The following is a 24222-nucleotide window of genomic DNA, read 5'->3' on the forward strand; positions in this document are numbered from 1 at the left end:
TTCTAGCCCGCCCCTTTTTGTGTTTTTGGAACCCCGTTCCGGGAAGAAGGGTTTTGACAAAAACCTCCCTTCCTTCCCCCGGGGGGCTCGCCCCCCACGGCGGCGTTCAGGGCCGTACGGGGTCGTCCGGGGTCAGGCCGTGAAGTAGCCGTTCAGGTCGGCGATCACGTGCGTGTCACCCCAGTGGTTGAAGAGCGTCACCCGGCCGTCCACCACCGGGACGACGACCAGGTTGGCCCTGGTCTGCCCGGCCGTGTAGTTGAGGTTCGACACGTCCGGGCGGGCGGTGCCGTGCGGGTAGACGATCAGGTGGCTGCCCGACGTCGGCTCGGTGACCGTGACGTTCAGGACCACGGCGGTCACGCCGGCGGCCGGCACGCCCTCGATCGCGGTCACCGGCACGCTGACGATGCCGCCGGAGCCCACCGTCCCGGCCCGAGCGCCGACACCGCTGCGGGTGTCCAGCAGTCGGACCGGGGTGCTCGGGGAGAAGGTCGAGCCGGAGTCCCCGTAGTAGCCGGTGACGTCGGCGATCAGGTCGACCGAGCCCGCGTTGTTGCGCAGGTCGACCTTCCCGTTGACCACCGGCACCGTCACCAGGTTGGCGACGATCTGCCCGGCCTCGAAGTTGAGGTTGGAGACGTCCGGCACCGGCTGGCCGTCCGGGTAGACCGTCAGGTGCCCGGCCGAAGTCGGGTTGACGGCGGTGACGTTCATGACGACGGCGGTGACGCCCGTCGCGGGGACGCCCTTGACGCCGGCCACCTGCAGGCTGACCACGCCGCCCGGGCCGACCTGCTGCGCGGGGGCACCGGTGCCGTCCCGGGTGTCCAGGAAGCGTGCCGGAGTGATCGGGACGAACCGGCTCTTGGTCGGGGCGGTGGGGGCGGTGACGGTGAAGGAGTTGGGGAGCGAGACCCCGTAGACGCCGTCGAGTTGGATGTCGTAGCTGCCCGGTGCCAGGCCGTTGGTGTCGAGCAGCACGTCGAGCGCGGTGCCGTCGGCGTTCACGGAGAGCGTCGACATCACCGGCATGCTGGAGGAGCCGTTGCCCACCAGCTTGGCCCTGCTGCCCAGGGTGAGCCCCGTGCCCTTGATCACGGCCTGGACCCTCGTCCCGGCGGCGCCGCTGGACGGGCTGACCGAGGTGAGAGCCGTTTGCGGGCGCGGTACCGGGCAGGCGGAGTCGCAGACGCCCTGCATGCTGTACTCGACCGGCGTGCCCGCCGTGGCGCTGCCGAGGATCAGCACGGCCTGCTCGGCCTGCGAGTCGGACATGCACCGGCCTCCGAACTCCCCGTAGTTGGAGGTGCACTGGTAGCCGTAGTCGCCGTTCCACCGGGAGTCCCGGTACAGGCGCAGCCGCGGGATGTCGTTCGGTTGGGTGGCGCTGGTGGTGCCGACCACCTTGAAGGACTGGTTGGCCTTCATGTCGATCACCGCGCAGTACGCGGACGAGTCGTCGGTGAGCACCCCGCTGCGCTGCGGGAAACCCTCGACGGCGATCGGGTTCGCGGTGCACTCGGGCGCCCAGCCCGCGGCCGTGCGGATCTTCCAGGCGTCCACGGTGGTGTGGATCGGCTTGTCCTTGTACCCGGAGGCGAGCACGACCGCGGTGTACGCGCCCGCGCCCGTGAGCTGGCAGGCGACGCCGTACTGGGTGCAGAGCGGCTTGCCCTCGCCGTCGACCACGCTGAGCAGCGCGTTCTTGCCGTACGGGCCGTCCGAGGTTCGGACGCCGAGCGTGTACTTGTCGCTGCTCGCGGCGGTGACCCGGATGCAGCGGGCGTCCAGCGCCGAGTTCAGGTCGAAGGAGGTGCCGGGGCCGCCGACCGTGGTCGAGGCCGGGGTCAGGCAGTTCGCGCTCGGCGAGACGTCACGCCGGGCGAGCCGGTAGCTGTCGGCTTCCCAGGTCCGGATCGGGATCAGCAGCGCGGTGTACGGGACGCCGGCGGCCAGCCGGCAGGTCTTGGCCGAGTTCTCGTACGAGATGAACGTGCACACCTCGCCGCCCGCTGCGTCCACCACCTTCACCTCGGCGTTGAGCTGGTTCTTGGTGTTGGTGTAGTCGATCACTTCGGACGTGGAGTGCTGGTCCGCCGGCAGGCTCAGGCAGGCGGCCTGCTGCGAGCCCTTCGGCATCGGGACCTCGACACCCCAGGTGCCGTCGAACCCGGTCTGCGGCCAGGCGGTGCAGCCGGCGGTCTCCTCGGTCCGGTGGACCACCAGCCCGTAGGCCTTGGACGGCGTGCCGGTCAGCACCGTGCGGAACGGGGCGGTGCCGGTCAGCTTGCAGACGGTGGTCGAGTCGCCGAAGTCGCACTGCTTGGCGCCCGAGGCGTCGACGACCCGGCCGACGACTGCCGCGCCGTCGGCGGGCGGCCGGTTGAGCAGGTAGACGCCCTTGCCGGAGGCGGTCGGCAGAGTGAGGCAGAGCTGCTGGCCCGGCCCGCCGATGGTGCCGGTGGCGGGGCCGGCCGTCAGGCCGTTGTCGTTGGCCACGATGCAGCCCCGGGTCTCCTTGGCCGAGTGGAAGGCCATGCCGAACGCGCCGGGCGGAGCCGCGTACGCGTCGACGGTCCAGGTGTAGTCACCCGGCGTCAGGTCGCAGGAGCCCTGTGGGCAGAGTCCGCCCTGCTGGGTGCCGCCGGCCGCGAACAGCTGGCCAGGGACGGAGCCGCCGTTCGTGACCGGGCCGAAGTCGTACCGCGCGGAGTCCGTGACGCGCAGCGTCCGGCACCGTGCGGTGGAGGTCAGGTCCGGGGAGACGCCGAAGGCCTGGGGCTCGACCGGCGTGCAGCCCTCGGGGTGGGAGAGCCGCGCCGCGAAGACGTCGTACGCCAGGGCTGCGCCGCTGTAGCTCTGGACGGTGAACCGGAACGGCGCGGGGCCGCTGAGCCGGCAGTCTGGGTAGGTCCACCTGTCGCAGACCTGGGCGCCCGTGGCGTCGTAGACGACGGTGACACCGCGCTGGAGGGTGGCACCGGTGCGGAGCACGTCGCCGGCGACGAGGTCCTGCGCCTGGTAGCAGTCAGCGGCCGAGCCGAGTGCCAGGGAACCCTTGAAGTCGGTCGGGGCGCCCAGGGCGAGGTCGGTGGCGCTGACCGTCCGGCAGGCCGCGGTGGACAGCAGCGGCAGGTACGAGAGCGCGAGGCCGGTCGCCGAACTGGTGACGGTGCCGACCTTCAGGGTGTACGTGCCCGCCTGGGTGGTGGCGCATCGCAGGGCCTTGTTGCTGCCCCCGCTCGGGCCGATCGGGTCGTCGCAGTTCACGGTGGTGCCGTCCGGCGCGACCACGGCCGGGATGATCGATCCCTGGGTGGTGACAATCTGCACGAGCAGCAGGTCCTTCTGCTGCGGCAGGGCGAGGCTGAAGGTGGCGGTCGCACTCTGGTCGAGGGTGCAGCTCGCCACCGTGTTGGGCTGCAGCGCCGTCGGGCAAGGGCCGCTCGGGTCGGCCTGCTTGAGTTCGCGGGCGGCGGCCCCTTGGTCGGTCTTCCGGTCGGGCGCGGCCGCCGCCCCGCCCGCGGTCGGGCTCGCGTTCGTGCTCGGGCCGGCGCTCGGGCTCGCGCTCGGGTCCGCCGGAGCGCCCGCCTGCGGCGCGGCGGCCGCCGTCGGCGCTGCCTCCACGGCCTGGGCCGGTGCGACCTGGCCCACCAGCGAGGCCAGGACGGCCAGCAGCAGGGCCCCGGAGGCGGCTGCGCGGCCGCCTCCACCTCGTTTCCGTCGTACTCGTCTGCCGATCGGCAGCACGTTCATCTGTTCCCCCCACCTTGGGCAGGCCATGCTCACGGAACAATCACACATGTGATCGGGCGGGCGGAGTCTAGCGGGGCGTATACGCATCGTGCCATCGGATACCGGGGCGCCGACCCGTCCGTCCCGCGCTCGCGCTGACGCCGCGTCGGGGATGGGCGGCCGGTTGTCCTTCGAGTCAACCCGCCGCCTCTCGGTGTCTCGGCGCTCAGCCGGTCCGGTGCAGGTCGCACTCCTGCTGGATGGCGGAGGGGGCGTCGCTGCTGACGATCGCGATCTTCGGCACCGGGCCCATGGTCGGGGCGTCCTCGGCGGTGCAGACGAGCTGCTGGATGGCGGGGGCGGACAACGAGGAGGCGGACCAGGACAGGCGCAGGGTGACCGTGCCGGGGGTGTCGGTGGCCTCGATGCGACCGTTCGCCGGGAGGGTGCTGTACAGGCCGGAGCGCTTCTCCGACTGGTCGGGCCCGGCGACCAGGGTGTTCAGGGTCTGCTGGAGGTCCTCGCGCCGGGTGGCGGGGCGGATGACCAGGCTGATGCCGTGCTGGTCCAGGAAGTACAGCCGGACGCCCGGCTCGATGCCGGTGGCCGGCTGCCCGCTGCGCACCGGGCCGGTGGTGGAGATCGAGCAGCCGCAGGCCAGCAGCAGGGCTGCGGCGACTCCGAGCAGACGCAGACGCAGACGCTTGTGGACGGTCACCGGTCCTCCTCGGTGTCGAGGCCGCGGGGCAGGACGAGGGTGAACACCGCACCGCTGTCGGGCGAGTTGGCGGCCTCGATGAGGCCGCCGTGCAGCCGGGCGTTCTCCTGGGCGATGGCCAGGCCCAGGCCGCTGCCCTCGGAGCGGGCCCGGGACTTGTCGGCCTTGTAGAAGCGGTCGAAGAGGTGTGGGAGTTCGGCGGGCGGGATGCCCGGCCCGCTATCCGTGACGGTGAGCACCAGCTCGTCGTCCGGGCCGTGCAGGACGACCCGGACGGGCGGGCGGCCGTGCCGCAGGGCGTTGCCGACCAGGTTGGCGACGATGACGTCGAAGCGGCGCGGGTCGAGCCGGACGGGCAGGGCGGCGGGCAGGTCCAGTTCGACCTGGTCGTTCCAGCCGCGCAGGTCGAGGGTCTCGCGGACGGCGATGGCGGCGTCGATGGACTCGGCGCGCAGCGGTGCCGCCCCGGCGTCCAGGCGGGAGATCTCGATCAGGTCGTTGACCAGGCGGGTGAGGCGCGTGGTCTCGTTGCTGATCATGCGCAGGGCGGTGGCGGTGTCGGCGGGGAGGTGCTCGGCGTCCTCGTCGAGGATGTCGGTGACGGCGAGCATCGCGGCCAGCGGGGTGCGCAGCTCGTGCGAGACGTCGGCGGCGAACCGGCGGCCCTGGGACTCGATGGCGCGCAGCTCCTCGATGGTGCCCTGGAGGGTGCGGGCGGTGTGGTTGAAGGTCTTGGAGAGCTGGGCGAGTTCGTCGTGGCCGGTGACGGTCAGCCGGGTGTCCAGCTTGCCCTGGGCCAGGGCGTGGGCGGCGTCGCCCAGGGCCCGGACCGGGCGCAGCACCTGGCGGGCGGCCAGCAGGGCCAGTCCGGCGGCCAGCACGGCGACGAGCACCCCGGCCCCGGCGGCGCCGGCGAGCAGTGCGTTGGCGGCGCTCTGCTCGCGGTCGAGCGGCAGCGCGGCGTAGACGGTCAGCCCGGAGGGGGCGCCGGCCGGGCCGGAGGGGCCGGCGGTGCCGTAGGTGACGGGGACGCCGACGGCGAGCCAGGGGTGGTCGTCGGGGGCGGTGAAGCGCTGGAACGCGGCGTGGCCGCGGCCGACGGTGGCCTCCAGGGTGGGCGGGACGGCCACCGGCTGGGTCCACTGGGAGTGCGCGGTGCCGTAGGAGGCCAGCACCCGCCAGTCCCGGAAGCCGCCGGTGCCGGACAACTGGCCCGCCAGGCGGTCCAGTTCGCTCTGGTTCGGCGGGAAGGGCAGGGCCGGTGCCAGGATGTCGATGCGGCGGCGCAGCTCGTCGAGGGCGGTGTCCTTGGTGAGGTCGAGCGTGGAGGTGGTCGCGGCCCGGTAGGTGAGCACGGCGGTGGCCAGCGCGGCCAGGGCGGCGACGGCGACGAAGGCGACCACCAGCCGCGGGCGCAGCCCGGCGACGGCACGGCGAAGCCGGACCAGGCGGTGCGGATGCGGGTCCGGGTGCGGCTTGGGGCGCTCGGGCGGGGGAGCGGGGTCGGTCGTCACAGCGGTCCGCAACGGTAGCCGAAACCGCGTTCGGAGTCGTCATCGATCAGCTGTGCCCGTGCCATGGGAGCAGTATCGGGCCTTGACCTGAGAAAACGCGCCCGGGGGCGGGCTACGGGGGCCGTGCTGCGGAGGCCGGGGTCGTGGAGATGTGGTGAGGCGGGCAGGGCCGGGTCGGGTCGGGCGGCTGGATTCGGCCACCGGGGAGAGGTTTCGGCCCACCGAGTTGATCTCAAGTCGACTTGAGGTTCTATCTTCGCTTTACCGCCCCAGCGAGGGGGGATTCGCCGCTAGTCGGGCATCCCGGGGCGCTGCCCGACGTCGCGCTCCGGGGGCCGACTCCCTCGTCCCACCCCTTACTTCCATCCGTCACGCATCAGGAGTCCCCATGGCCAGCAACCCGCTCAAGATCGGCGTCATCATCGGCAGCGTCCGCACCGGCCGCTTCGCCGACAAGGTCGCCCAGTGGTTCCTCTCCGAGATCGGCGGGCGCGACGACATGGAGGTCCATGTCATCGACCTGTCCGAGCCTGCCCTGGTCGAGGAGCTGAAGCTCACCCTGGAGGCAGGCGAGCCGCAGCAGGACGCCCTCACCCTGGCCCAGCGGATCGAGGGCCTCGACGGCTTCGTCGTCATCACCCCCGAGTACAACCACGGTTACCCGGCCTCCCTGAAGCTCGCCATCGACTACGTCTACCGCGAGTGGCGGGCCAAGCCGGTCGGCTTCGTCTCCTACGGCGGCATGGCCGGCGGCCATCGGGCGGTCGAGCAGCTGCGCCAGGTCTTCGCCGAGTTGCACGCCGTCACCCTGCGGGACACCGTCAGCTTCCACATGGCCTGGGAGAAGTTCGACGAGCAGGGCCGCCCCGAGGACGCCGACGGCGCCGGCAAGGCCGCCACCGTGCTGCTCGACCAGCTCGCCTGGTGGGGCCTGACCCTGCGCGAGGGGCGCGCCGCCCGTCCCTACGAGGGCTGAGGCCCGAGCACGGAGCGGGGTGCCACGGAGACCCCCGGTACCAAGGAGTGCCGGGGCCCTTTCGACGCCGGAGCCGATACGCTTGCATCGGATCAAAGGGGGTCCCCGAATGCCGAAACAGGTCGACCACGAGGAACGGCGCCGACGGATCGCCGAGGCGGTGTGCGCGCTGATCGACGCCCAGGGACTGGAGGGCGTCACCCTGCGGGACGTGGCCACCCGGGCCGAGGTCTCGATGGGCGCCGTCCAGCGCTGCTTCCGCACCAAGGACGAGATGCTCCGCTTCGCCCTCGCCCACATCGGTGAGCAGGTCACCGGGCGGGCTCACGCCCGGCTGCGCTCCGCCCCGGCCCAGTCGGCGGCCAGCGCCGTGGGGCACGTGGTCGGCGAGGTCGCGCTGCTGCGGGAGGAACACCGCGCCGAGGCACGGATCTGGCTCGCCTTCCTCGCCGCCGCCGCCGTCAACCCCGACCTGGCGGCGAGCCTGCGGACCAGCTACACCGACCTGGAGGGCCTGCTGACCCGACTGGTCGCCGAGGCCTCCGGCAGCCTGGACGCGCAGGACGAGGCCCGTACCCTCCTGGCCCTCGCCGACGGGCTCACCGAGCACGTGCTGATCGGCCACCGCACGGCGGAGGAGGCGGAGCGGCTCCTGCACGCGCACCTGGCCCGGCTGTGGGCGCACGGCTGAGGCCGGTGGGCCGTGAAGCCTGTACGGCCGCCGGGCGGTGAAGGTCCGTACGGCCGCCGGGCGGCGAATTCCCGTTGCCAGCGGGCGGGTTCCCCGGTGAGGATCTGTTCGTGTCCGAGACGTCGTTCGAACGGTCCGAGCTGCGGCCCTACCCGAAGATCCCCGCGCGGGGCCACTCCGGCGCGCCCGGCGGCCGGGAGTGGATCGCGGCGGAGAAGGTGCACGGCGCGCACTTCGCCGTGGTGTGCGAGGGCGGCTCGGTGCGGGCGGCCAAACGGCGCGACCTGCTGTGCGACGAGGAGCTCGACGCCTTCTTCGGCGTGAGCCGGATCTGGCCGCGGCTCTCGGTGGCCGCCGGGCGCTTCGCGGCGGCGATCCGCGCGACCCGGGGGGACACCGCGACCGTGACCCTCTACGGCGAACTCGCCGGCGGCCGCTACCCGCACCCCGATGTACCCGCCGTCGTCGGCGTCGAGCCCGTCCAGACCGGCGTCTGGTACGCGCCCGGCCTGCGCTGGCTGCCCTTCGACGCCACGGTGGAGACCGCCGAGGACCTGCGGTGGCTCTCCGACCGCGAGCTACGTACCGCCGCCGCCGGCGCCGGCCTCACCTGCGTCCCCCTGCTCGGCCACGGCCCGCTGAACGCCCTTCAGGAGCTGCCGGTCACCTTCCCCAGTCGCGTCCCGGCCCTGCTCGGCCTGCCCGAACTCGTCGACAACCTCGCCGAGGGCTACGTCCTCAAACCCGCAGGTGAGTGGCTCGAAGCGGGCCCCGTCCGCCCGGTGCTCAAGGTCAAGCAGAAGGCCTTCGCCGAGGACGAGCGCTACGACGGCGCCCGCCCCTACCTCCCCCCGCCCGAGGGCGCCGCCGGCGTCCCCGGCTGGCTCCTGGTCCAGGCCTCAGCCCTGCTCACCCCCACCCGCGCGGCCGCCGCCGTCAGCAAACTCGGCCCGCGCACGCCCGCCGACGCGGTGGCGGCCGAGATCGCCGGCAACATCGCGGACGAACTCTCCGAAGCCCTGGGCGGCTTGGAGGCGCCCGTCCGCACGGCGCTGCGCCGCGCCCTGGAGCCCGGGGCGGGCGCCCTCGCCGCGTTCGACGCCGAGGACCGGCGCGGCTCCTGACCAGCTCGCCGCAGTCGGTCCCTCACGTGACCGCGGGGCGCCCGGTCAATCGGTCGGCGCGCCCAACCGGCGCTCATCGCCGAGAACTTGCGCAAGGGAACCCCGGCCCGGAGCCTCGCGCGGGAAGTCGGGCCGGCCGGCTTCCCGCGCAATCACCCCTCAGGCCGGGGCGCGCGCCGCGCTGTCGCGCGCCGTATCGCTGTCGCGCAGGGGGTTCTCGGTGGCGGGCTCTTATTGTACTGTCCGTCTAATAAGCGGGTGGGCGGGAACCCGCAGCGGCAGGCACCTGGAGGCAGCCATGGCTCTCACCCGGCAGACGGAGCACGGCCACACCGCGGCCGATGACGACGTGTCGAAGCGGCTGCTGGAGTCGGCCGCCACCCTCTCCTTCGACCCCTCGACCGAGATCGACTGGGACGCGCCCCTCCCGGAGGAGCACTACGGCCTCAACCCCGAGTGGAGCACGCTCTACGGCACCCGGCTGTGGGGTGAGATGACCGAGCGGCAGCGGGTCACGCTCACCCGGCACGAGGTCTGCTCGATCATGAACACCGGCATCTGGTTCGAGATGATCCTCCAGCAGATGGTGCTGCGCGACCAGTACCTCAAGAACCCCGCCAGCGCCGAGTTCCAGTTCGCGCTCACCGAGATCGCCGACGAGTGCCGCCACTCGATCATGTTCGCCCGCGCCTGCGAGAAGATGGGCGTCCCCGCCTACCGGCCGAACAAGGTGATCGCCCAGGCCGGGCGCGCGTTCAAGGCGCTCGCCAAGGGCGAACTCGCCTACGGCGGCATCCTGGTGGCCGAAGAGGTGCTGGACGTCATGCAGCGGGACTGGATGCGCGGCGAGAACGTCCTGGAGATCGTCCGCGGCACCTCCCGGATCCACGTGGTCGAGGAGTCGCGGCACATGAAGTTCGCCCGGCAGGAGATCCGCGAGCGGATGCGCCACGCGAGCCCGGCCCGCCGCCGCGCCTCGGCCACCGGCATCGCCGTCGGCGCGTACGTCATCGTCACCAGCATGGTCCACCCGGGCGTGTACAAGGCCGCCGGGCTGGACGTCGCGCGGGCGCTCGACGAGGTGAAGGGCAACGAGCACCGCAAGGCGATGATGCGCAACAGCTCCCGGCACCTGATGGCCTTCCTCGCCGAGGCCGGGCTGCTCACCAGCCGATCGGCAGCCGTCTACCGCCGCGTGCACATGCTCTGACCGTACGTCGGTCCATCAGTCACACGCCACCGGGCACCGGCACATCAGACACAGCGAGGACCCCACTCCGGCCATGGCCTACGCGATCACCCAGACCTGCTGCAACGACGCCTCGTGCGTGTCCGTCTGCCCGGTCAACTGCATCCACCCGACCCCCGACGAGCCGGAGTTCGGCACCACCGACATGCTCTACATCGACCCGCAGGCGTGCATCGACTGCGGCGCCTGCGCGGACGCCTGCCCGGTGGACGCGGTGTTCCCGGTCGACCGGCTGCGCGGGCCGGACACCGTGTTCGGCGACCTCAACCGGGACTGGTTCCGCGACCACCCCAACGACCACGCCTGGGGCGCGCCCAGCTTCCCGCGCAGCCTGCCCGGCGAGGTCGGCACGCTGCGGATCGCCGTGGTCGGCACCGGGCCCTCCGCCGGGTACACCGCGCAGGAGCTGCTGCGCTGCACCAGCGCCGAGCTCACCATGATCGACCGGCTGCCGGTCACCGGCGGCCTGCTGCGGCACGGCGTCGCCCCCGACCACCAGTCCACCAAGCGGATCGCGGAGAGCTTCGCGAGCGTCTTCCGCGACCCGAGGCTGCGGATGCACCTCAACCTGGAGGTCGGCACCGACGTCACCCACGAGGAACTGGCCGCGCACCACCACGCGGTGGTGTACGCGGTCGGCGCGGCCTCCGACCGCCGACTCGGCATCCCCGGCGAGGACCTGCCGGGCAGCCTGCCCGCGACCGCCTTCGTCGGCTGGTACAACGCCGACCCGACGGTGCCGGGCGACGCGGTGGAACTGTCCGCCGAGCGTGCGGTCGTGGTCGGCAACGGCAACGTCGCGGTGGACATCGCCCGGATCCTGCTCACCGACCCCGATCGGCTCGCCGCCACCGACATCGCCGACCACGCGCTGGCCGCGCTGCGCCGCAGCCGGGTGCGGGAGGTCGTGCTGCTGGCCCGGCGCGGGCCCGAACAGGCGGCCTGGACGAGGCCGGAGTTCCTGGCGCTGCGCCGGCTGCCGGGCGTCGAGCTGGTGGTCGAGGACCACCCGGAGGTGCGGGCGGCGATCGAGGCGGCGGCGCCGGACTCGCGGGCCGGGCAGCTCGTCGGCCTGCCGCTGGTGCCGTACGACGGGGGCGCGGAGCCGGGGCCGGGGCGGCGGATCGTGCTGCGCTTCCTGTCCGCGCCGGTCGGGCTGGGCGGGGACGGGCGGGTCGAGTCGGTGACCGTCGAGCGGACGAGGATGACGGCGGCGGGGCAGGCCGAGGCCACCGGGGAACGCGACACCCTGCGGGCCGCTCTGGTGGTGCGCTCCATCGGACACCGGGGCGTGCCGGTGCCGGGGCTGCCCTTCGACGAGCGGACCGGGACGGTCGCCCAGCGCGGCGGGCGGGTCGTCGACCCGGCCACCGGGCGGGCGCTGCCCGGGGCGTACGTGGTGGGCTGGGCCAAGCGCGGGCCGTCCGGCGGGATCGGCGCCAACCGGGCCTGCGCGCGGGAGACGGTGGACGCGCTGCTGGACGACGCGGTGGCCCGGGCGCTGCCCGCGCCGGTGGCCGGGCACCGGGAGTTCGAACGGCTGGTGCGGCGGCGCCGGCCGGACGCGGTCGGGCTGCGGGAACTGCGCGCGGTGGAGCGGGCGGAGCGCGAGCGGGGCGAGGCGCAGGGGCGGCCGCGGGTGAAGCTGGCCACGGTGGCGGAGCTGCTGGCGGCGGGGCGGCGGCGGTAAGCCGATGGCGGAGGGCCGGCGGCGGGGGGCGCGCGCTGGCGAGTCGGGGGCGCACGCGTGGGGTGCGCGCGAGCCGTCCGGCTGACGTGACCGTGACCCGGTGCGGGTGGGGCGCGTTGGGTTGATGTGAGTAGTTTTGGGGTGGCGTCGGCTGCATGGCGTTGGCCGGCCGAAGAAACGATCCTGCCTAGGGCAGGGCACCCTCCGGAACCCGACCCGGAGGAGCCCATCTATGCCGAGCTGGCCCGGTTGTGGCGGTCGGAGGGGCGGACGGTGCCCGGGCTGCCGGACCCGGTCTGGGAGTCGCTGGCCGAGTCGCTGGCCGCCACGGTGGCGCCGACGACCTGGGAGCCGTCGACGACCTGGGAGCCCTCGGGATAGAACTGCCGCGCCCGGCGCCGCAACAGCGGGGCGGAGCGCTCCTCCACGGCGGATGTCACCTCGGTGGCTTGACGGCGGTGTGAACGTACCAGGCGACGTACTCGCGCACGCCGTACATCTCCACCGTGGAGCGGAGATTGAGCCACTTCGCCGGGTCGCCGACACGGCGCAGCAGCTCCCAGGGCAGCCGGAAGTACGTGTGCACGGCCTCGGTGGTGGGCGTGTAGTAGGCCGTCGCGTCCAGCGCCTCCTCGACCTCGAAGCCGGCTTCGGCGAGCAGTCGCGGCAGGTTGCGGGCGTGGTAGAGCCGGGCGCCCGTCATCACCATCGCGTCCAGGTACGGTTCGAGCAGTTCCCGGGCCTGCGGCGGGAGTTCGTCCAGCGGGGCGGTGCTCATCGGGCCGAGCAGGACCAGCCGACCGCCGGGGCGCAGCACCCGGTGGAGCTCGGCCAGCGCGCGCGGCGGATCGTAGGAGTGGACCAGCGTCTCCATCGAGTAGGCGCCGTCGAACTCGCCGTCGGCGAACGGCAGGTGATGGAAGTCGCCCCAGGAGAACGCGGTCCGGTCGGCCAGCGCGGTGCGGGCGCTGAGCCGGCGGGCCTCGGCGAGGTGGAAGTCCAGCACGTCGACCCCGGTGACCCGCAGCCCGAACCGGACCGCCATCGCCCGCGCCACCACGCCCGCCCCGCAGCCGGCGTCCAGCACCCGGGAGCCGGGTGGCAGCGCCAACTTGCGTCCGAGCACGTCCTCCAGCTGCCGCTGCGCCCGCCACAACCGCCACTTCGACTGGCCCGGCTCCGTCCACCCCCAGTGCCGGGCGTTGCGGGCCACCCGGGTGTAGAACCACCGGCTCCCGGCCCGCCCGTACACCCGGCGCAGCCCGGCGAGATCGAGTTCCTGAGCGCCCATGCGGACACGCTAGCGGCGGGTCCGCGGCTGCTCCTGGCGGCGCCACGGGGGAGTGCGCCGCCGGGAGCAGCCGTACGGTCGTAGGACTTGAGTGATCAGCTGACCAGGGTGGTTGCCGGCCCGGAGGTTCGCGTCAGGCCGCCCCGGCCGCCCCGCGCAGGATGGACTGCCCGTCCCGCCCGCGCAGGGCGAGCGCCGCCGGGATCACTGCCGCCGGGAGGGCGATGGCCGCACAGCAGGCGGCGAGCACGCCCAGCACCGTCCACGGCACCACCGCGGGCGTCGGGCCGACCAGGTGGGTCAGCGCGGCCCAGGAGCCGCCGACGCTGACGGCCGTGCCGAGCACGCCCAGCGCGGTGCCGGCCGCCACGCACATCAGGGTCTCGACGGCGACGGTGCGCAGCACCTGGCCCCTGGTGGCGCCGGCCAGGCGCAGCAGGGACAGCTCCTGCCGGCGGTCGGTGACCGTCATCACCAGCGAGTTGGCCAGCGCGATGGCCGCGTAGCCGATCGCCAGCCCGAGGATCATCAACAGGGCGTTCCAGGAGGCCTGTTCGGTGCTGTCGGTGGCGGCCGACCAGATCTCCGCGGGAGTGGTGAGCCGAGCACCCAGCCCGTCCACGGCCGTGCGCAGCGCGGCGGCGGCCCGCTGCGGATCGGTGCCGGGCAGCAGCCGCAGGTCGATCCGGTTCGCCAGGGCCGGGCCGCCCACGCCGGTGGTGACGGCGTCGGGTCCGGTCACCCAGGCCTGGACGGCCTCGGCGCCGGTGCCGAGCAGGGCGGCGACCCGCAGCTGCCGCGGGGCGCCGTCGGCCAGCCGGACCGACACCTGCTGACCGACCCGGGGCGAGCCCGGCCAGGTGCGGCTGAGGACGACCGAGCCGGGGCCGAGGTCGGCGAGCGAGCCCGCGACGACCGGGAGGCGGTCGACCTCGGCCAGCGCGGCGGGGTCCGCCTCGGCGGCGCTGAAGGACACCAGGGCCTGGCCGGTCGGGTCGACGGCCATCAGGGAGGTCGGGGTGATCACCAGCGCCCGAACCCCGGGCACGGACCGGACACGGTCCACCACGGCCCGGCTCAGCCCGGGCGTGCCGGCCGGGGTGACGACCAGGTCGGCGGCGGACAGCTGGTTGCGGACCTCGGTGACCTGCGAGCGGTTGATGGTGTCGATGCTGCCGAGCAGGCACCCGGCGAAGGCGACGACCAGCACCACCGGGGTGGTGGTCGCGGCGGTGCGCCGGAAGGCGGTCAGCGAGCTCTGCCGGGCGGTGGACCAGACGATGCCGCCGCCGTCCTCGGCGGAGTGCCCGCGCAGCCGGGCCAGCAACCCGGGCAGCGCCGTCAGCAGCCGGACGGCCGGGCCGGCGAGTACGGCCGCCAGCAGCACGCAGCCCGCGACGATGCTCAGCAGCAGGGCGAGCGAGTCGGCGGCGTTGGCCGCGGCGTCGGGCCAGCTGTGGGCCGTCACCGCGAGGGCCGCGATGCCGCCGCCGAGCACCAGCAGGCCGCTCGCCCAGCGGAACGCCAGCGCGCCGCGCGAGCGCCGTTCGACGTCCGCCTCCGCCAGCGCCTCGCCGGGGCTGACCCGTCCGGCCTTCAGCGAGGAGAGCAGCACGCCGCCGATCGCGGTCGCCAGCCCGATCAGGGCCGCGGTCAACAGCCCCCACCAGGTGACCGGGACGGCGAAGTCGGCCGGCACCAGGTCGCGGTCGACCAGCCACCGCCCGGCCGGCGCCGCCCCGGCCGCGCCCACGGCGCACCCGGCGGCCGAGGCCAGCACGCCGACCACCAGCGCCTCCCGGTTGACCAGAGCGCGCAGCTGCCGACGGGTGGCGCCGATCAGCCTCAGCAGCGCGAGTTCGCGGCGGCGCTGGGCGATCGACAGCGCGAAGGTGCCGGCCACCACGAACACGGCCGTCCCGGCGGAGACCGCGGCGGACAGGCCCAGCGGGGTCTGCACGCCGTCCAGCCGGCTGCTGACCTCGATGTGGTGCGGGTCCGCCTGGCCGCGCTCGGTGCCGGTGAGCACCCGGGCGACGTTCGCGCCGCCGGCGGCGTCCACCGCCCGGCGCACCGCGTCGGCCGGGCCGAAGGCGGCCAGCACGCCGACGGCGGGGCAGTACCGGGCGGCCTGGGCGTCGGTGAAGAAGACGGCGTGCTCGAAGGGCTCGGCCTCGGTGACGCCGGAGACCGTCGCGGTGTGCGGGCCGTCGGCGGTGACGTACGAGACGCGCCGGCCGACCTGCTCCGGGCGGCCGCCGCCGATGACGACCTGGTCGTCGGCGGCGGGGGCCGCGCCGGCGGTCAGCCGGTACCCGCCCAGGGCCGCGCCGGACCAGGCGCGGCCGACCTGGTCGCGCGGGCCGTCCGCGAGCTGGGCGTAGAAGGTGTGGTCCTCGACCGTCCGGCCGGTCGCGGCGACGGCGGCGAGCAGCCCGGCGGGCAGGCCCGGCTGGGCGGGGACCGGGGTCGGCTGGGCGTCTGTGCCGGTCGCGGGTGTGAACTCCACGTTCAGGTCGGCGGTCACCAGGACCGGCGCTTCGGAGAAGCGCTGGCGACCCTGGTCGGGGACGTCGGCGGTGGCGGCGATGACCAGGATGGAGGTGGCCATCAGGGCGACGCCGCAGGCCAGCGCGACGAAGCTGCCGACGAAGGAGGCCCAGCGGAGCCGGACGGAGGCGAGGGCGAGGGTCAGCACGGCACGGCCTCCGGCGAGTGGGCCTCCAGCGCGGTCATCCGGGTGGCGACCTGCTCGGCGGTGGGCCGCTCCAGCGAGCCGTCCAGCCGGCCGTCCCGCAGGAAGAGCACCCGGTCGGCGTAGGAGGCGGCGACCGGGTCGTGGGTGACCATCACCACCGCCCGACCGGGGTCGTCGGCCATGGTGCGCAGCAGGGCGAGCACCTCGCGGCCGCTGCGGGTGTCCAGCGCGCCGGTCGGCTCGTCGGCCAGCAGCACCGCCGGGCGGGTGATGAGCGCCCGGGCGATGGCGACGCGCTGCTGCTGGCCGCCGGAGAGCTCGCCCGGCCGGTGTCCGGCGCGATCGGCGAGGCCGACGGCGGCCAGGGCGGCGGTCACCCCGGAAGGAGAGGGGCGACGGCCCGACAGCTTGGCCGGGAGCGCCACGTTCTGGGCCGCGGTCAGGGCGGGCAGCAGGTTGAAGGACTGGAAGACGAAGCCGATCCGCTCCCGCCGCAGGACGGTCAGCTCCTTGTCGCGCAGGCCGCCCAGGACGGTGCCGTCGACCCGTACCTCACCCCGGTCGATCGCCTCCAGGCCGGCGGCCGAGCGCAGCAGGGTGGACTTGCCGGAGCCGGAGGGGCCCATGACGGCGGTGAAGGTGCCGAAGGGGAACCCGACACTCACCTCGTCCAGGCCGATCACGGGCTCGGGCCCGCGCCGGTAGGTCCGGCGGACGGAGCGGAGTTCAACGGCAAAGTCCGTGGCGTTCATGATCACATCCCATCGCGTGGGACGGGGGTGGCTCAATGGCCGGGAGTTCACTTCCGGGGGTGTAGCCAGCTATACCCCCGGAGCCGGTGGGCGGGGGCGGTCACCCGACGTCGCGGGCGGTGGTCCCCCGCCGTTCGACTTGGTCCGTGCCGCGCCAGGCGCGCTTCAGCTCCGCCCAGCGCTCCGCCTGTTCCGGCGTCAGGGTGCCCCGGAGCTCCGCGAGCTTCAGCAGCTGCGCCTCGGCGTCGGCGCCCAGCGGCTGGGCCTCGGCGCGGTAGTGGTCGGTCAGCAGGGCGTCGAGCTCGGGTCGGGTGAGCGCCGGGTCGAGGCGCTGGGCGAGCTTGGCCATGTTGCGGTAGGAGCCCTGGAGCAGGAAGGGCGGCTCGGTGCGGGCGCGGTCGTCCTGGGCGGCGCAGGCCTGGTAGGCGCGGTTGACGGCCAGGACGGTGCTGCGCAGGTGCAGCAGCCCGGCCAGGACGGCGGTCATCCGTTCGACCTCGGCGGCCGGCCAGGCGCCCGCGAGCTGCCCGCCCGGGGTGCCCGAGGCCCGCGCGAGCAGGGTGTCCAGGTCCTCCCGCTCGGCATGGGCGAGCGGGGCCAGGTGCGGGCTGGCGGGTAGGGCGTTCTCGACGAAGCTGAGCGCGAAGAGGTCCTCGCGCCCGGCGACGGCGTCGCCGAGGTTCCACACGTCGGCGCGGTTGGCGAGCATGTCGGGCAGCCGGAAGAGCCGGCCGGACTCGGTGTACGGGTTGGCGGCCATCACCACGGCGAAGCGCTTGCCGCGCAGGTCCCACTCGCGGGCCTCGCCGTCCCAGACGCCGTCAAGCCGGCGCTGGGCGTCGCACAGCGGGATGAACCGCTGCAGGAACTCGGGCGAGGTGTGCTGGACGTCGTCCAGGTAGAGCAGCACGTTGTCGCCCGCGTGCAGGGCGAAGTTGAGCTTCTCCAGCTCGCGCCGGGAGGTGGCGTCCGGGGCCTCGGCCGGGTCCAGCGAGGTGACGTGGTGACCGAGCGCCGGGCCGCTGACCGAGACCAGCAGCAGGCCGAGCCGCTCTGCGAGGTACTCGACCAGGGTGGTCTTGCCGTAGCCGGGCGGGGAGACCAGCAGCAGCAGGCCGCTGCGGTCCACCGGCCCGCCGGAGTCCGCGGTGCCGAGCTGCTTGGCGAGGTTGTCACCGACCAGCGGCAGGTACACCTGGTCGATCAGCCGGTTGCGGACGAAGCCGTTGAGCGGCGCGGGCCGGTACTGGTCGAGGCGCAGCCGGGCGTGCTCGGCGGCCAGCAGTTCGCCGCGCAGCCGCTGGTAGGCGCGGTAGGCGGGGATTTCGACGTCCTCGAACTCGCGGACGCGGGCGAGCAGTTCGTCCAGGCGCAGGTCCAGCCGACCGCCGCGGACGCGCGGGTGGTCGCCGAGCAGCCCGGTCAGCCGGGTGCCGACGGCGCCCTCGGCGGGTCGGCGCGGCAGCGACGGGCAGAGCAGCACCGCGGCGGCCTCGACGACGTCGCCGGGGTCGGCGTCGACGGCGGCCGACTCCAGCCAGGCGGTGGCCAGTTGGCGCCGCACGGGGAGCAGGTCGGCATCCTCGGGCAGGGCGGCCAGCGCCTCCGTCAGCCCGGCGGACTCGGGTGCGGCGTGGAACTTGCCGAGCAGCGCGGCCGCCCCGGCCGAGTACGCGAAGGTCGGTGCGGCGGCGGCGAGTTCGGCCACCAGGTAGTCCCCGGCGCCGAGCGTGCCCGGCGTGAACTCCACTACGGCGGCCGACAGTTCGGCGGCCAGCGCGTCCAGGGCCGGCACCGGCCCGTAGGCCTGCCGGGCCAGGCCCAGCGAGCGGGCCCGGGTGTGCCAGACCAGCCGCTGCCGCTCGTCCGTGCCGTGCGCCCAGTACAGCTGGGCCGCCGCCCGGGCAGCCGCCGGGTGTCGCAACAGGCCGGCCTCGGCGCCGAGTTCGAGCAGGGCGCGGAGCACCAGCGCCGCGTCGTGGTCGTGCACCCCGCGCTGGTAGCCCTCGTCCGGGCGTTGCTCGGCGGCCCGTCGGACGTGCTCCAGCAGGTCCGCGTCGGGCGTGAGGGTGCCCGACAGGGTACCTGGTCGGGCGGCCAGTAGCAGGCTGGCGGCCAGGTACTCGGCGCGGTAGAGCGCCGGGGTCTCCGAGGGCAGCGGGCGGGCCCAGTAGGGCTCGGTGGCGGCGAAGGCCGGGTCGGTGACGGGGGAGCGGTAGTCGGTGCCGGTGAGGGTGAAGGCGGGGCGGCCGTGCCAGGGCAGCAGGGTGAGTTCGGGTCGCTGGGTGGTGACCGCGAACAGGTGGCGGCCCAGTCGCAGGGTGCCGGGGCCGTCCCCGGCGAGTTCGGCCCGGTCGCGCAGCGCCCGGTGGGCGCGGCCGCGGGCGGCGCGCAGCCGTCCGGTCAGCTCCTCGGCGCGGACCCGGTCGCCGAGTTCGGTCAACTGCCGGGCGAGGTCGCGGAGTTTGACGGCGCTGGGGTCGGCGGCCAGGGCGGCGTCGATCTCGGGGGTGGTGCCGAGGGCGGCCAGCCGCCGGTGCAGGGTGTCGAGGATGCGGTCGGCGGAGGCGGACAGCCGGTCGGCGCGGCGGGCCCGCTCCTCCAGCAGGTGCTGGCGGCGGGCGGTGAGGGCGTCGTGGAGCTCGGTGCGCCGGTCGGCGAGCTGTTCGCCGAGCGCCGGGTCGGCGTCGGCGAAGCGGGTCTCCAACTGCTCGATCCGCAGCAGGAGCCGGCCGAGCTGGTCGTCGCAGGCCTCCGGGGTGTCGGCGGCGGCGAGCGCGGCGGTGGCGGCCTGGGCGAGCAGCGAGGTCTCGGCGGCGAACTCGGCGGCGGCCTCGCGGGTGCGCAGCTCCCGGCGGCGGACGGTGAGCGTGCTGCGGGCCCGGTTGAGCAGCCCGAGCACGTCGGCGAGCCGGTCCAGGATCGCGGTGCGGGTGGTGGCGTCGGCCAGGTCGAGGGTGCCGATCAGCTCCGAGACGGTCTGCAGGGCCTCGCCCTGGGTTTCCAACTCGAGACCGAGGGGCTCTGCCTCGGCGGCGGTGGCGATGGTGGCGCAGCGCTCGGCCAGCTCGTCGGCCCGCCGCCGGTGCGGTTCGAAGGCGGCGGGCTCGGCGAGCTGGACGACGGCCCGGTCGGCGGCCTCGGCGAGTCCCTGGGCGAGGTGTTCGGCGAGCGCGTCGATCCGATCCCGGTCCGAGCGCGGCAGCTCGCGCAGCGCCTCGACCCGGCCCTGGGCGCGGCGCAGCCCGGCCAGCCGGTCGACCCACTCGGCGGCGTCGGCGAGGGTCTCGCCGCGCGCGGTGCGCAACAGGGTCTCGACGTGCTCGGCGGCCTCCTCGGTCCGCCCGGCGGCGTGCGCGGTGAGCTGGGCGATCGCCTCGTACTCGGCGACCACCCGCCGGGTGGTGTCGCGGATCTCGGCGAGCGGCGCGGCGAGGTCGCCCAGGCCGCTCTGGCCGAGCCAGTGGTGCCGGTCGGCGGTGCGGGTGCAGGCGGCCAGCACGGCCTGGTGACCGGCCGAGGTGTCGGCCCCGGCGGCCAGCCGGGCCAGGGCCAGGCAGTCGGCCAGGCCGCGGACCAGGTCGGCGTTGCCGATCCGGGCCAACGGGCCGGTGCCGGGCGGCTGTTCGGCGGCGTGGCGCTCGCTGGTGAACGGGCTCTGCCAGAGCTGGACGGGGTGCAGCCGGGTGGGTCCGTCCTCGGCCGGGCGCAGGGCGATCAGGGTGCCGTCGGCGAGCAGTGCGTAGCCCTGGCAGGCGAGCGGGGCGGCGGCCTCCTGGCGGACGCTGTTGTACGGCTGCAGCAGCGCGCGCCCGTCGGCGGCGGAGCGGAACTCGTACAGCACGTCCTCGCCGTTGGGGGACAGGACGGTGCGCTCGTACGCGAGGCCGTCCACCGGCTGGTCGAAGGTGCGCACGGTGCCGTCGACGAGGTGGCAGCCGCCGGGGAAGGCCACGCCCTAGTCGGCGGGCAGCCGCAGGCAGGCCCGGCCTAGCGCGTCGATCCGGGTGACCTTCCCGGTGGGCAGGTGCACCACCAGGTGCCGGACGGTCTCCTCCTGGTACGGGCGCACCCGCACCAGCAGCAGGGTGCCGAGCCGGGCGTGGGCGATCCGGGCGTCGGCGAGGGTCTGCAGGGCCTCGGCCAGCGGCTCGTGGTGCAGCTCCCGGCCGTCGGGGGTGAGCAGGCTCAACCGGCCGCCGTCCACGCCGAGGTGGAGCTGGCCGGCGAGGTCGGCGCGCGGCGGGGTGCCGGGGGCGGCGGGCAGCTGGTCGTCGCGGGTCAGCGCCGTCCACTCCAGCTGCTGGCCGTCGGCGGGGGTGTGGTCGCGCTCGCCGCGCCCGTCCCGGTAGGCGGCCCGCTCGTCGTCGAGCAGCCAGCGCAGGACGCGGACGTCGGCGGCGGCCGGGCCGGTGCGGAAGACGGCGAGCAGCTTGCCGCCGACCGGGCGCAGCCGCTCCAGCCGGGCGTCGCGGAAGTAGCGGCGCAGCTCGGCGAGGTCCTGGCGCAGCCGCGGGTCGTCCAGCAGGGTGCCGTCGGCGGGGGCGGGGGAGAGGTCGGCGGGCCGGTGGAGGCTGAGGACGTCCCCGGTGTCCTCGGCGGAGGCGTCGGACCGGGTGCCGAGCAGCAGCATCCCGCCGGCGGCGGTGAGGTCCTGGGGCAGGCAGGCCCGGGCGGTGGTCAGCCGCCCGGTGCCGGTGAGCCGCAGCTCCCCGCCGCCGAACTCGGCGATCCGCCGGGCGTTCAACGCCTGTGCGCGGTCGGCGAGTTCGGCGGCGGCCCGGGCGAGCCGGTCGCGCAGGACCTCGTAGGTGCCGGCGTCGAGCCGGGTGTCGTCGAGGGCGTCCACGGTCAGTTCCTCAGGTGCTCGGTCGCTCAGCGGGTTGTCACTTGGAGCCGTTGACGGAAGCGCCGGCCAGCGTCCCGATCGGCGTCTCCGCGATGCCCAACTTCTGCGCCGAGTCGAGCAGTCGGCGCAGCTGCCCGGCCTGCTCGCCGCCGGTGCCGATCAGCCTCAGCAGCAGCGCCGAGACCGTCAGGTTCTGCACGTCCGCCGTGGACACCGAGGAGAGCACCCGGGTGAGGTCCTCGGTGAAGCTGGCCCGCCCGTCCAGCCAGGGCCCGGCCAGGGCCTGAGCGGTCTCCGAGTGGCCGACGAAGGCGTCCACGCTCTTGCCGGCCGTCACCGACTGCACCAGCTTGTCGAAGAAGACCGAGTCCCCGCCGACGATGTCGATCTTCGCCTTCTCCAGCCCGGCGGCGACCAGCGCGGCCTGCGCCTCGGCGATCTGCCGCTGCGCGTCCAGCCCGGCCAGTCGGACGTCCTTCTCGGCGGCCAGCCGCAGCCGGTACTCCTCGTGCTCGCGCGAGGCCTCGTCCAGCTTGGCCATCGCCGCGGCCTTCTCGGTCAGGCCCTCGGCCTCGGCCTTCAGCTTGGCGCCGACCTCCAGCGCGGCCGCCTTCGCCTTCTCGGCCTGGACGGCGGCCTCGGCGCGGCCGACCTTCTCCACCGCCGCGGCCTCCTGCTCGCGCACCTGCACCCGGGCCAGCCCCTCGGCGGCGGCCTCCGCCCGGATGCCCTCCGCCAGCTTGACCTTGGCGGCCGCGTCCAGCTCGGCGGCCTGCTGCCGGGCCTCGGCCAGCACCAGCGCCTCGCGGGCCTTGTGCGAGGCGGCCTGCTCGGCGGCCTCGGCGGCCTTGATGTCCTTGACGAGCTTCTCCTGCGCCTCGGCCTCGGCCTGGATGACCACCGCCTTGCGCACCCGCTCGGCCTCCTCGGTGGCGCGCAGCGTCTTGACGGCCTCCTCCTGCTCGGCGACGGTGCGCTCGACCGCGACCCGCTCGCGGACCACGTCGGCGACCTCCCGCCGGCGGGACTCGACCTCCTTCTCCTTGGCCATCACGGCCAGTTCGGTCTCCCGCTCGCGGCCGACCACCTCCAGCAGGCGGTCCTTCTCGATCCGCTCGTTCTCCACCGCGATCACCCGCTCGCGGTTCTTCTGCGCCACCGCGACCTCGCGGGCCTGGTTCTCCCGCTGGACCCCGAGCAGCTCCTCGGTGCGCAGGAAGGCGGTCTGGGCGTTGAGCCGCTCCTCCTCCTGCACCCGGGCGATCACCGCGTCCTCCTTGGCCCGCAGGGTCTCGATCTCGCGGCGCTGGCGGATCTCGGCGTCGGCCTGGCGGCGTTCGAGCTCCAGGACGGTCTCCCGGGCGTCCACGTTCTGCCGGGTGATCTCCTTCTCCTCGGTGCGCTGGTACTCGTTGGTGCGCACGTGCTCGATCGCGGTCAACTCGGTGATCTTGCGGATGCCCTGGGCGTCCAGGATGTTGTCGCCGTCCAGCTGGCTCATCGGGGTCTGTTCCAGGTGGTCGATGGCCGCGTCCTCAAGGGTGTAGCCGTTGAGGTCGGTGCCGATGATCGCGATGATCTGGTCCCGGAACTCGTGCCGGTGGGTGTACAGGTCGGTGAAGTCCAGCTGCTTGCCGACGGTCTTGAGCGCCTCGGCGAACTTGGCCGCGAAGAAGTCCTGGATCGCCTGCGGGTCGCTGGCCCGGGCGGTGCCGATCGACTGCGCCACCTTGATGACGTCCTCGACGGTCTTGTTCACCCGGACGAAGAAGGAGATCCGGATGTCCGCCCGGATGTTGTCCCGGCAGATCAGCCCGTCCCGGCCGGCCCGGTGGATCTCCACCGTCTTCGCGGTGATGTCCATCAACTCGGCCTTGTGCAGGATCGGCAGGACGATCGTGCCGGTGAAGGTGACGTCCACCTTCTTCGTCCGGGAGACGATCAGTGCCTTGCCCTGCTCGACCTTCTGGAACAGGCGGCCCACGAACAGCAGCAGGGCGAACAGGATGAGCAGCAGGACGGCGACGAGTACGCCGAAACCCACGGCGATGGTGTCCATCACGGTGTCCTTTGACGAGACGGTGGTGCGAAGTAGGTGGAGAAGACGATGAGGTGACGATGTGCCGGGGAAGCGTCAGGCGCCCGGCGGCGACGGGTCGAAGGGCGCCACCAGGAAGTGCTCGCCGTCCGCGTCGTAGTCGAAGATCAGGGCGGTGCGGCCGGCCGTCAGACCCGGCTCGGCGTCGAGCACGCGGACCTGGACGGTCGCGGTGGAGCCGTCCTCGGCGCTGACCTCGGCCTGCCCGAAGTCGGCGGTCACCCGGCCGGTGCGGATCACGCAGACCCGGCCGACGAAGTCCCCCCGGGTGATCGGCCGGTCCTCGGGGAACAGCCGCCGCAGCGGCCGGACGAGTACCCGGGTGCCCGCCCAGGAGGCGACCAGCGCGACGGCGAACACGCCGCCGCGCGCCGGTGCCCCCGAGGTGAGGACGGTGCCGGCCAGGCTGACGAACCAGGCGAGCGCGACCAGCAGCGACACCGCCACCGTCGCGGGCACCCCGCCCAGCCCCAGCGCGTCCAGCACGCCCGCGTGGTGGCCGGCGCCCTTCTCCCCGTGGGCGCCGTCACCACCGTGGGCACCGTGCGCGCCGTGGGCGATCCCCCCGCCGGGCGCCCCGTGGGCCACGCTCCCCCCGACACCGTGCCCCCCGACACCGTGCCCCCCGACACCGTGTCCCCCGACACCGTGCCCCCCGACACCGTGCCCCCCGACACCGTGCCCCCCGACACCGTGCCCCCCGACACCGTGCCCCCCGACACCGTGTCCGACGTGACCCACCTGGCCCACATGCCCGGCGTGCCCGGCACCCAGGTGGTGGCCGGGGCCATTGCCCCCCCGCCGGGGGCCGGGCGCCAAGACACCCAAAAAAAC

15 protein-coding genes and 1 pseudogene are annotated in these 24222 nt (G+C 74.4%); 5 read left to right on the forward strand and 11 right to left on the reverse strand.

Annotated features, from left to right (window positions below; translation table 11 throughout):
* Window positions 1-132 precede the first annotated feature (132 nt).
* The 3 genes from ACFQ87_RS29155 to ACFQ87_RS29165 form a co-directional block, all read right to left on the reverse strand.
* Window positions 133-3759, reverse strand: coding sequence for a hypothetical protein (locus tag ACFQ87_RS29155; protein ID WP_380613822.1), 3627 nt, complete (start codon window positions 3757-3759; stop codon window positions 133-135).
* Window positions 3760-3964: 205 nt separating this feature from the next.
* Window positions 3965-4456, reverse strand: coding sequence for a GerMN domain-containing protein (locus ACFQ87_RS29160; protein ID WP_380613823.1), 492 nt, complete (start codon window positions 4454-4456; stop codon window positions 3965-3967).
* On the reverse strand, window positions 4453-5970 hold the full coding sequence (locus ACFQ87_RS29165; protein WP_380613824.1) for an ATP-binding protein: 1518 nt from the start codon (window positions 5968-5970) through the stop codon (window positions 4453-4455). Before ACFQ87_RS29165 ends, ACFQ87_RS29160 begins: the two co-directional genes overlap by 4 nt.
* Window positions 5971-6358: 388 nt before the next feature.
* On the opposite strand from ACFQ87_RS29165, the gene ACFQ87_RS29170 reads away from it, so the two are divergent.
* The 5 genes from ACFQ87_RS29170 to ACFQ87_RS29190 all read left to right on the forward strand — a co-directional run bounded on the left by ACFQ87_RS29170 (window position 6359) and on the right by ACFQ87_RS29190 (window position 11700).
* The gene (locus ACFQ87_RS29170) at window positions 6359-6946 is read left to right on the forward strand and encodes an NADPH-dependent FMN reductase (RefSeq protein ID WP_380613825.1); all 588 of its coding nucleotides are present in this window, start codon (window positions 6359-6361) and stop codon (window positions 6944-6946) included.
* 109 nt (window positions 6947-7055) lie between these two features.
* Window positions 7056-7637 (forward strand): TetR/AcrR family transcriptional regulator, encoded by a 582-nt coding sequence (locus ACFQ87_RS29175; RefSeq protein ID WP_380613826.1) that lies wholly within the window; start codon window positions 7056-7058, stop codon window positions 7635-7637.
* 110 nt (window positions 7638-7747) lie between these two features.
* Complete coding sequence (locus ACFQ87_RS29180) at window positions 7748-8761, forward strand: RNA ligase family protein (RefSeq protein ID WP_380613827.1); 1014 nt, start codon at window positions 7748-7750, stop codon at window positions 8759-8761.
* A gap of 298 nt (window positions 8762-9059) precedes the next feature.
* Window positions 9060-9971 (forward strand): diiron oxygenase, encoded by a 912-nt coding sequence (locus ACFQ87_RS29185; RefSeq protein WP_380613828.1) that lies wholly within the window; start codon window positions 9060-9062, stop codon window positions 9969-9971.
* A gap of 73 nt (window positions 9972-10044) precedes the next feature.
* Window positions 10045-11700 carry a 4Fe-4S binding protein gene (locus ACFQ87_RS29190; RefSeq protein WP_380613829.1) on the forward strand — a complete coding sequence of 552 codons (1656 nt, stop codon included), beginning with the start codon at window positions 10045-10047 and terminating at the stop codon, window positions 11698-11700.
* A 230-nt stretch (window positions 11701-11930) separates the two neighbouring features.
* Here ACFQ87_RS29190 and ACFQ87_RS29195 read toward each other — a convergent pair whose 3' ends face one another.
* The 8 genes and pseudogenes from ACFQ87_RS29195 to ACFQ87_RS29230 form a co-directional block, all read right to left on the reverse strand.
* Entirely contained in the window at window positions 11931-12140 is a 210-nt protein-coding gene (locus ACFQ87_RS29195; protein ID WP_380613830.1) for a hypothetical protein, read from the reverse strand.
* On the reverse strand, window positions 12137-12991 hold the full coding sequence (locus ACFQ87_RS29200) for a methyltransferase domain-containing protein (protein WP_380613831.1): 855 nt from the start codon (window positions 12989-12991) through the stop codon (window positions 12137-12139). The genes ACFQ87_RS29195 and ACFQ87_RS29200 overlap by 4 nt, the downstream gene beginning before the upstream one ends.
* A 133-nt stretch (window positions 12992-13124) precedes the next feature.
* The gene (locus tag ACFQ87_RS29205; protein ID WP_380613832.1) at window positions 13125-15689 is read right to left on the reverse strand and encodes an FtsX-like permease family protein; all 2565 of its coding nucleotides are present in this window, start codon (window positions 15687-15689) and stop codon (window positions 13125-13127) included.
* Complete coding sequence (locus ACFQ87_RS29210) at window positions 15683-16441, reverse strand: ABC transporter ATP-binding protein (protein ID WP_380613833.1); 759 nt, start codon at window positions 16439-16441, stop codon at window positions 15683-15685. Before ACFQ87_RS29210 ends, ACFQ87_RS29205 begins: the two co-directional genes overlap by 7 nt.
* 100 nt (window positions 16442-16541) lie before the next feature.
* Window positions 16542-19943: an AAA family ATPase gene (locus ACFQ87_RS29215; RefSeq protein ID WP_380613855.1), complete on the reverse strand. Its 3402-nt coding sequence runs from the start codon at window positions 19941-19943 to the stop codon at window positions 16542-16544.
* Window positions 19944-19964: 21 nt separating this feature from the next.
* Window positions 19965-21290: pseudogene (locus ACFQ87_RS29220) on the reverse strand (DNA repair ATPase); the annotation flags it as partial.
* Window positions 21291-21327: 37 nt separating this feature from the next.
* Window positions 21328-23349, reverse strand: a complete 2022-nt coding sequence (locus ACFQ87_RS29225; RefSeq protein WP_380613834.1) for a flotillin family protein — start codon at window positions 23347-23349, stop codon at window positions 21328-21330.
* 75 nt (window positions 23350-23424) lie between these two features.
* On the reverse strand, window positions 23425-23976 hold the full coding sequence (locus ACFQ87_RS29230; protein ID WP_380613835.1) for a hypothetical protein: 552 nt from the start codon (window positions 23974-23976) through the stop codon (window positions 23425-23427).
* Between the last annotated feature and the right edge of the window lie 246 nt (window positions 23977-24222).

This window comes from Kitasatospora sp. NPDC056531 (assembly GCF_042794375.1).
Lineage (GTDB): Bacteria > Actinomycetota > Actinomycetes > Streptomycetales > Streptomycetaceae > Kitasatospora.

Bases quoted from the DNA above. Each gene is read 5' to 3' on its own strand.
- ACFQ87_RS29210 (WP_380613833.1), bottom strand. From the start codon at position 16,441: ATGAACGCCACGGACTTTGCCGTTGAACTCCGCTCCGTCCGCCGGACC.
- ACFQ87_RS29185 (WP_380613828.1), top strand. From the start codon at position 9,060: ATGGCTCTCACCCGGCAGACGGAGCACGGCCACACCGCGGCCGATGAC.
- ACFQ87_RS29175 (WP_380613826.1), top strand. From the start codon at position 7,056: ATGCCGAAACAGGTCGACCACGAGGAACGGCGCCGACGGATCGCCGAG.
- ACFQ87_RS29190 (WP_380613829.1), top strand. From the start codon at position 10,045: ATGGCCTACGCGATCACCCAGACCTGCTGCAACGACGCCTCGTGCGTG.
- ACFQ87_RS29200 (WP_380613831.1), bottom strand. From the start codon at position 12,991: ATGGGCGCTCAGGAACTCGATCTCGCCGGGCTGCGCCGGGTGTACGGG.
- ACFQ87_RS29225 (WP_380613834.1), bottom strand. From the start codon at position 23,349: ATGGACACCATCGCCGTGGGTTTCGGCGTACTCGTCGCCGTCCTGCTG.
- ACFQ87_RS29155 (WP_380613822.1), bottom strand. From the start codon at position 3,759: ATGAACGTGCTGCCGATCGGCAGACGAGTACGACGGAAACGAGGTGGA.
- ACFQ87_RS29170 (WP_380613825.1), top strand. From the start codon at position 6,359: ATGGCCAGCAACCCGCTCAAGATCGGCGTCATCATCGGCAGCGTCCGC.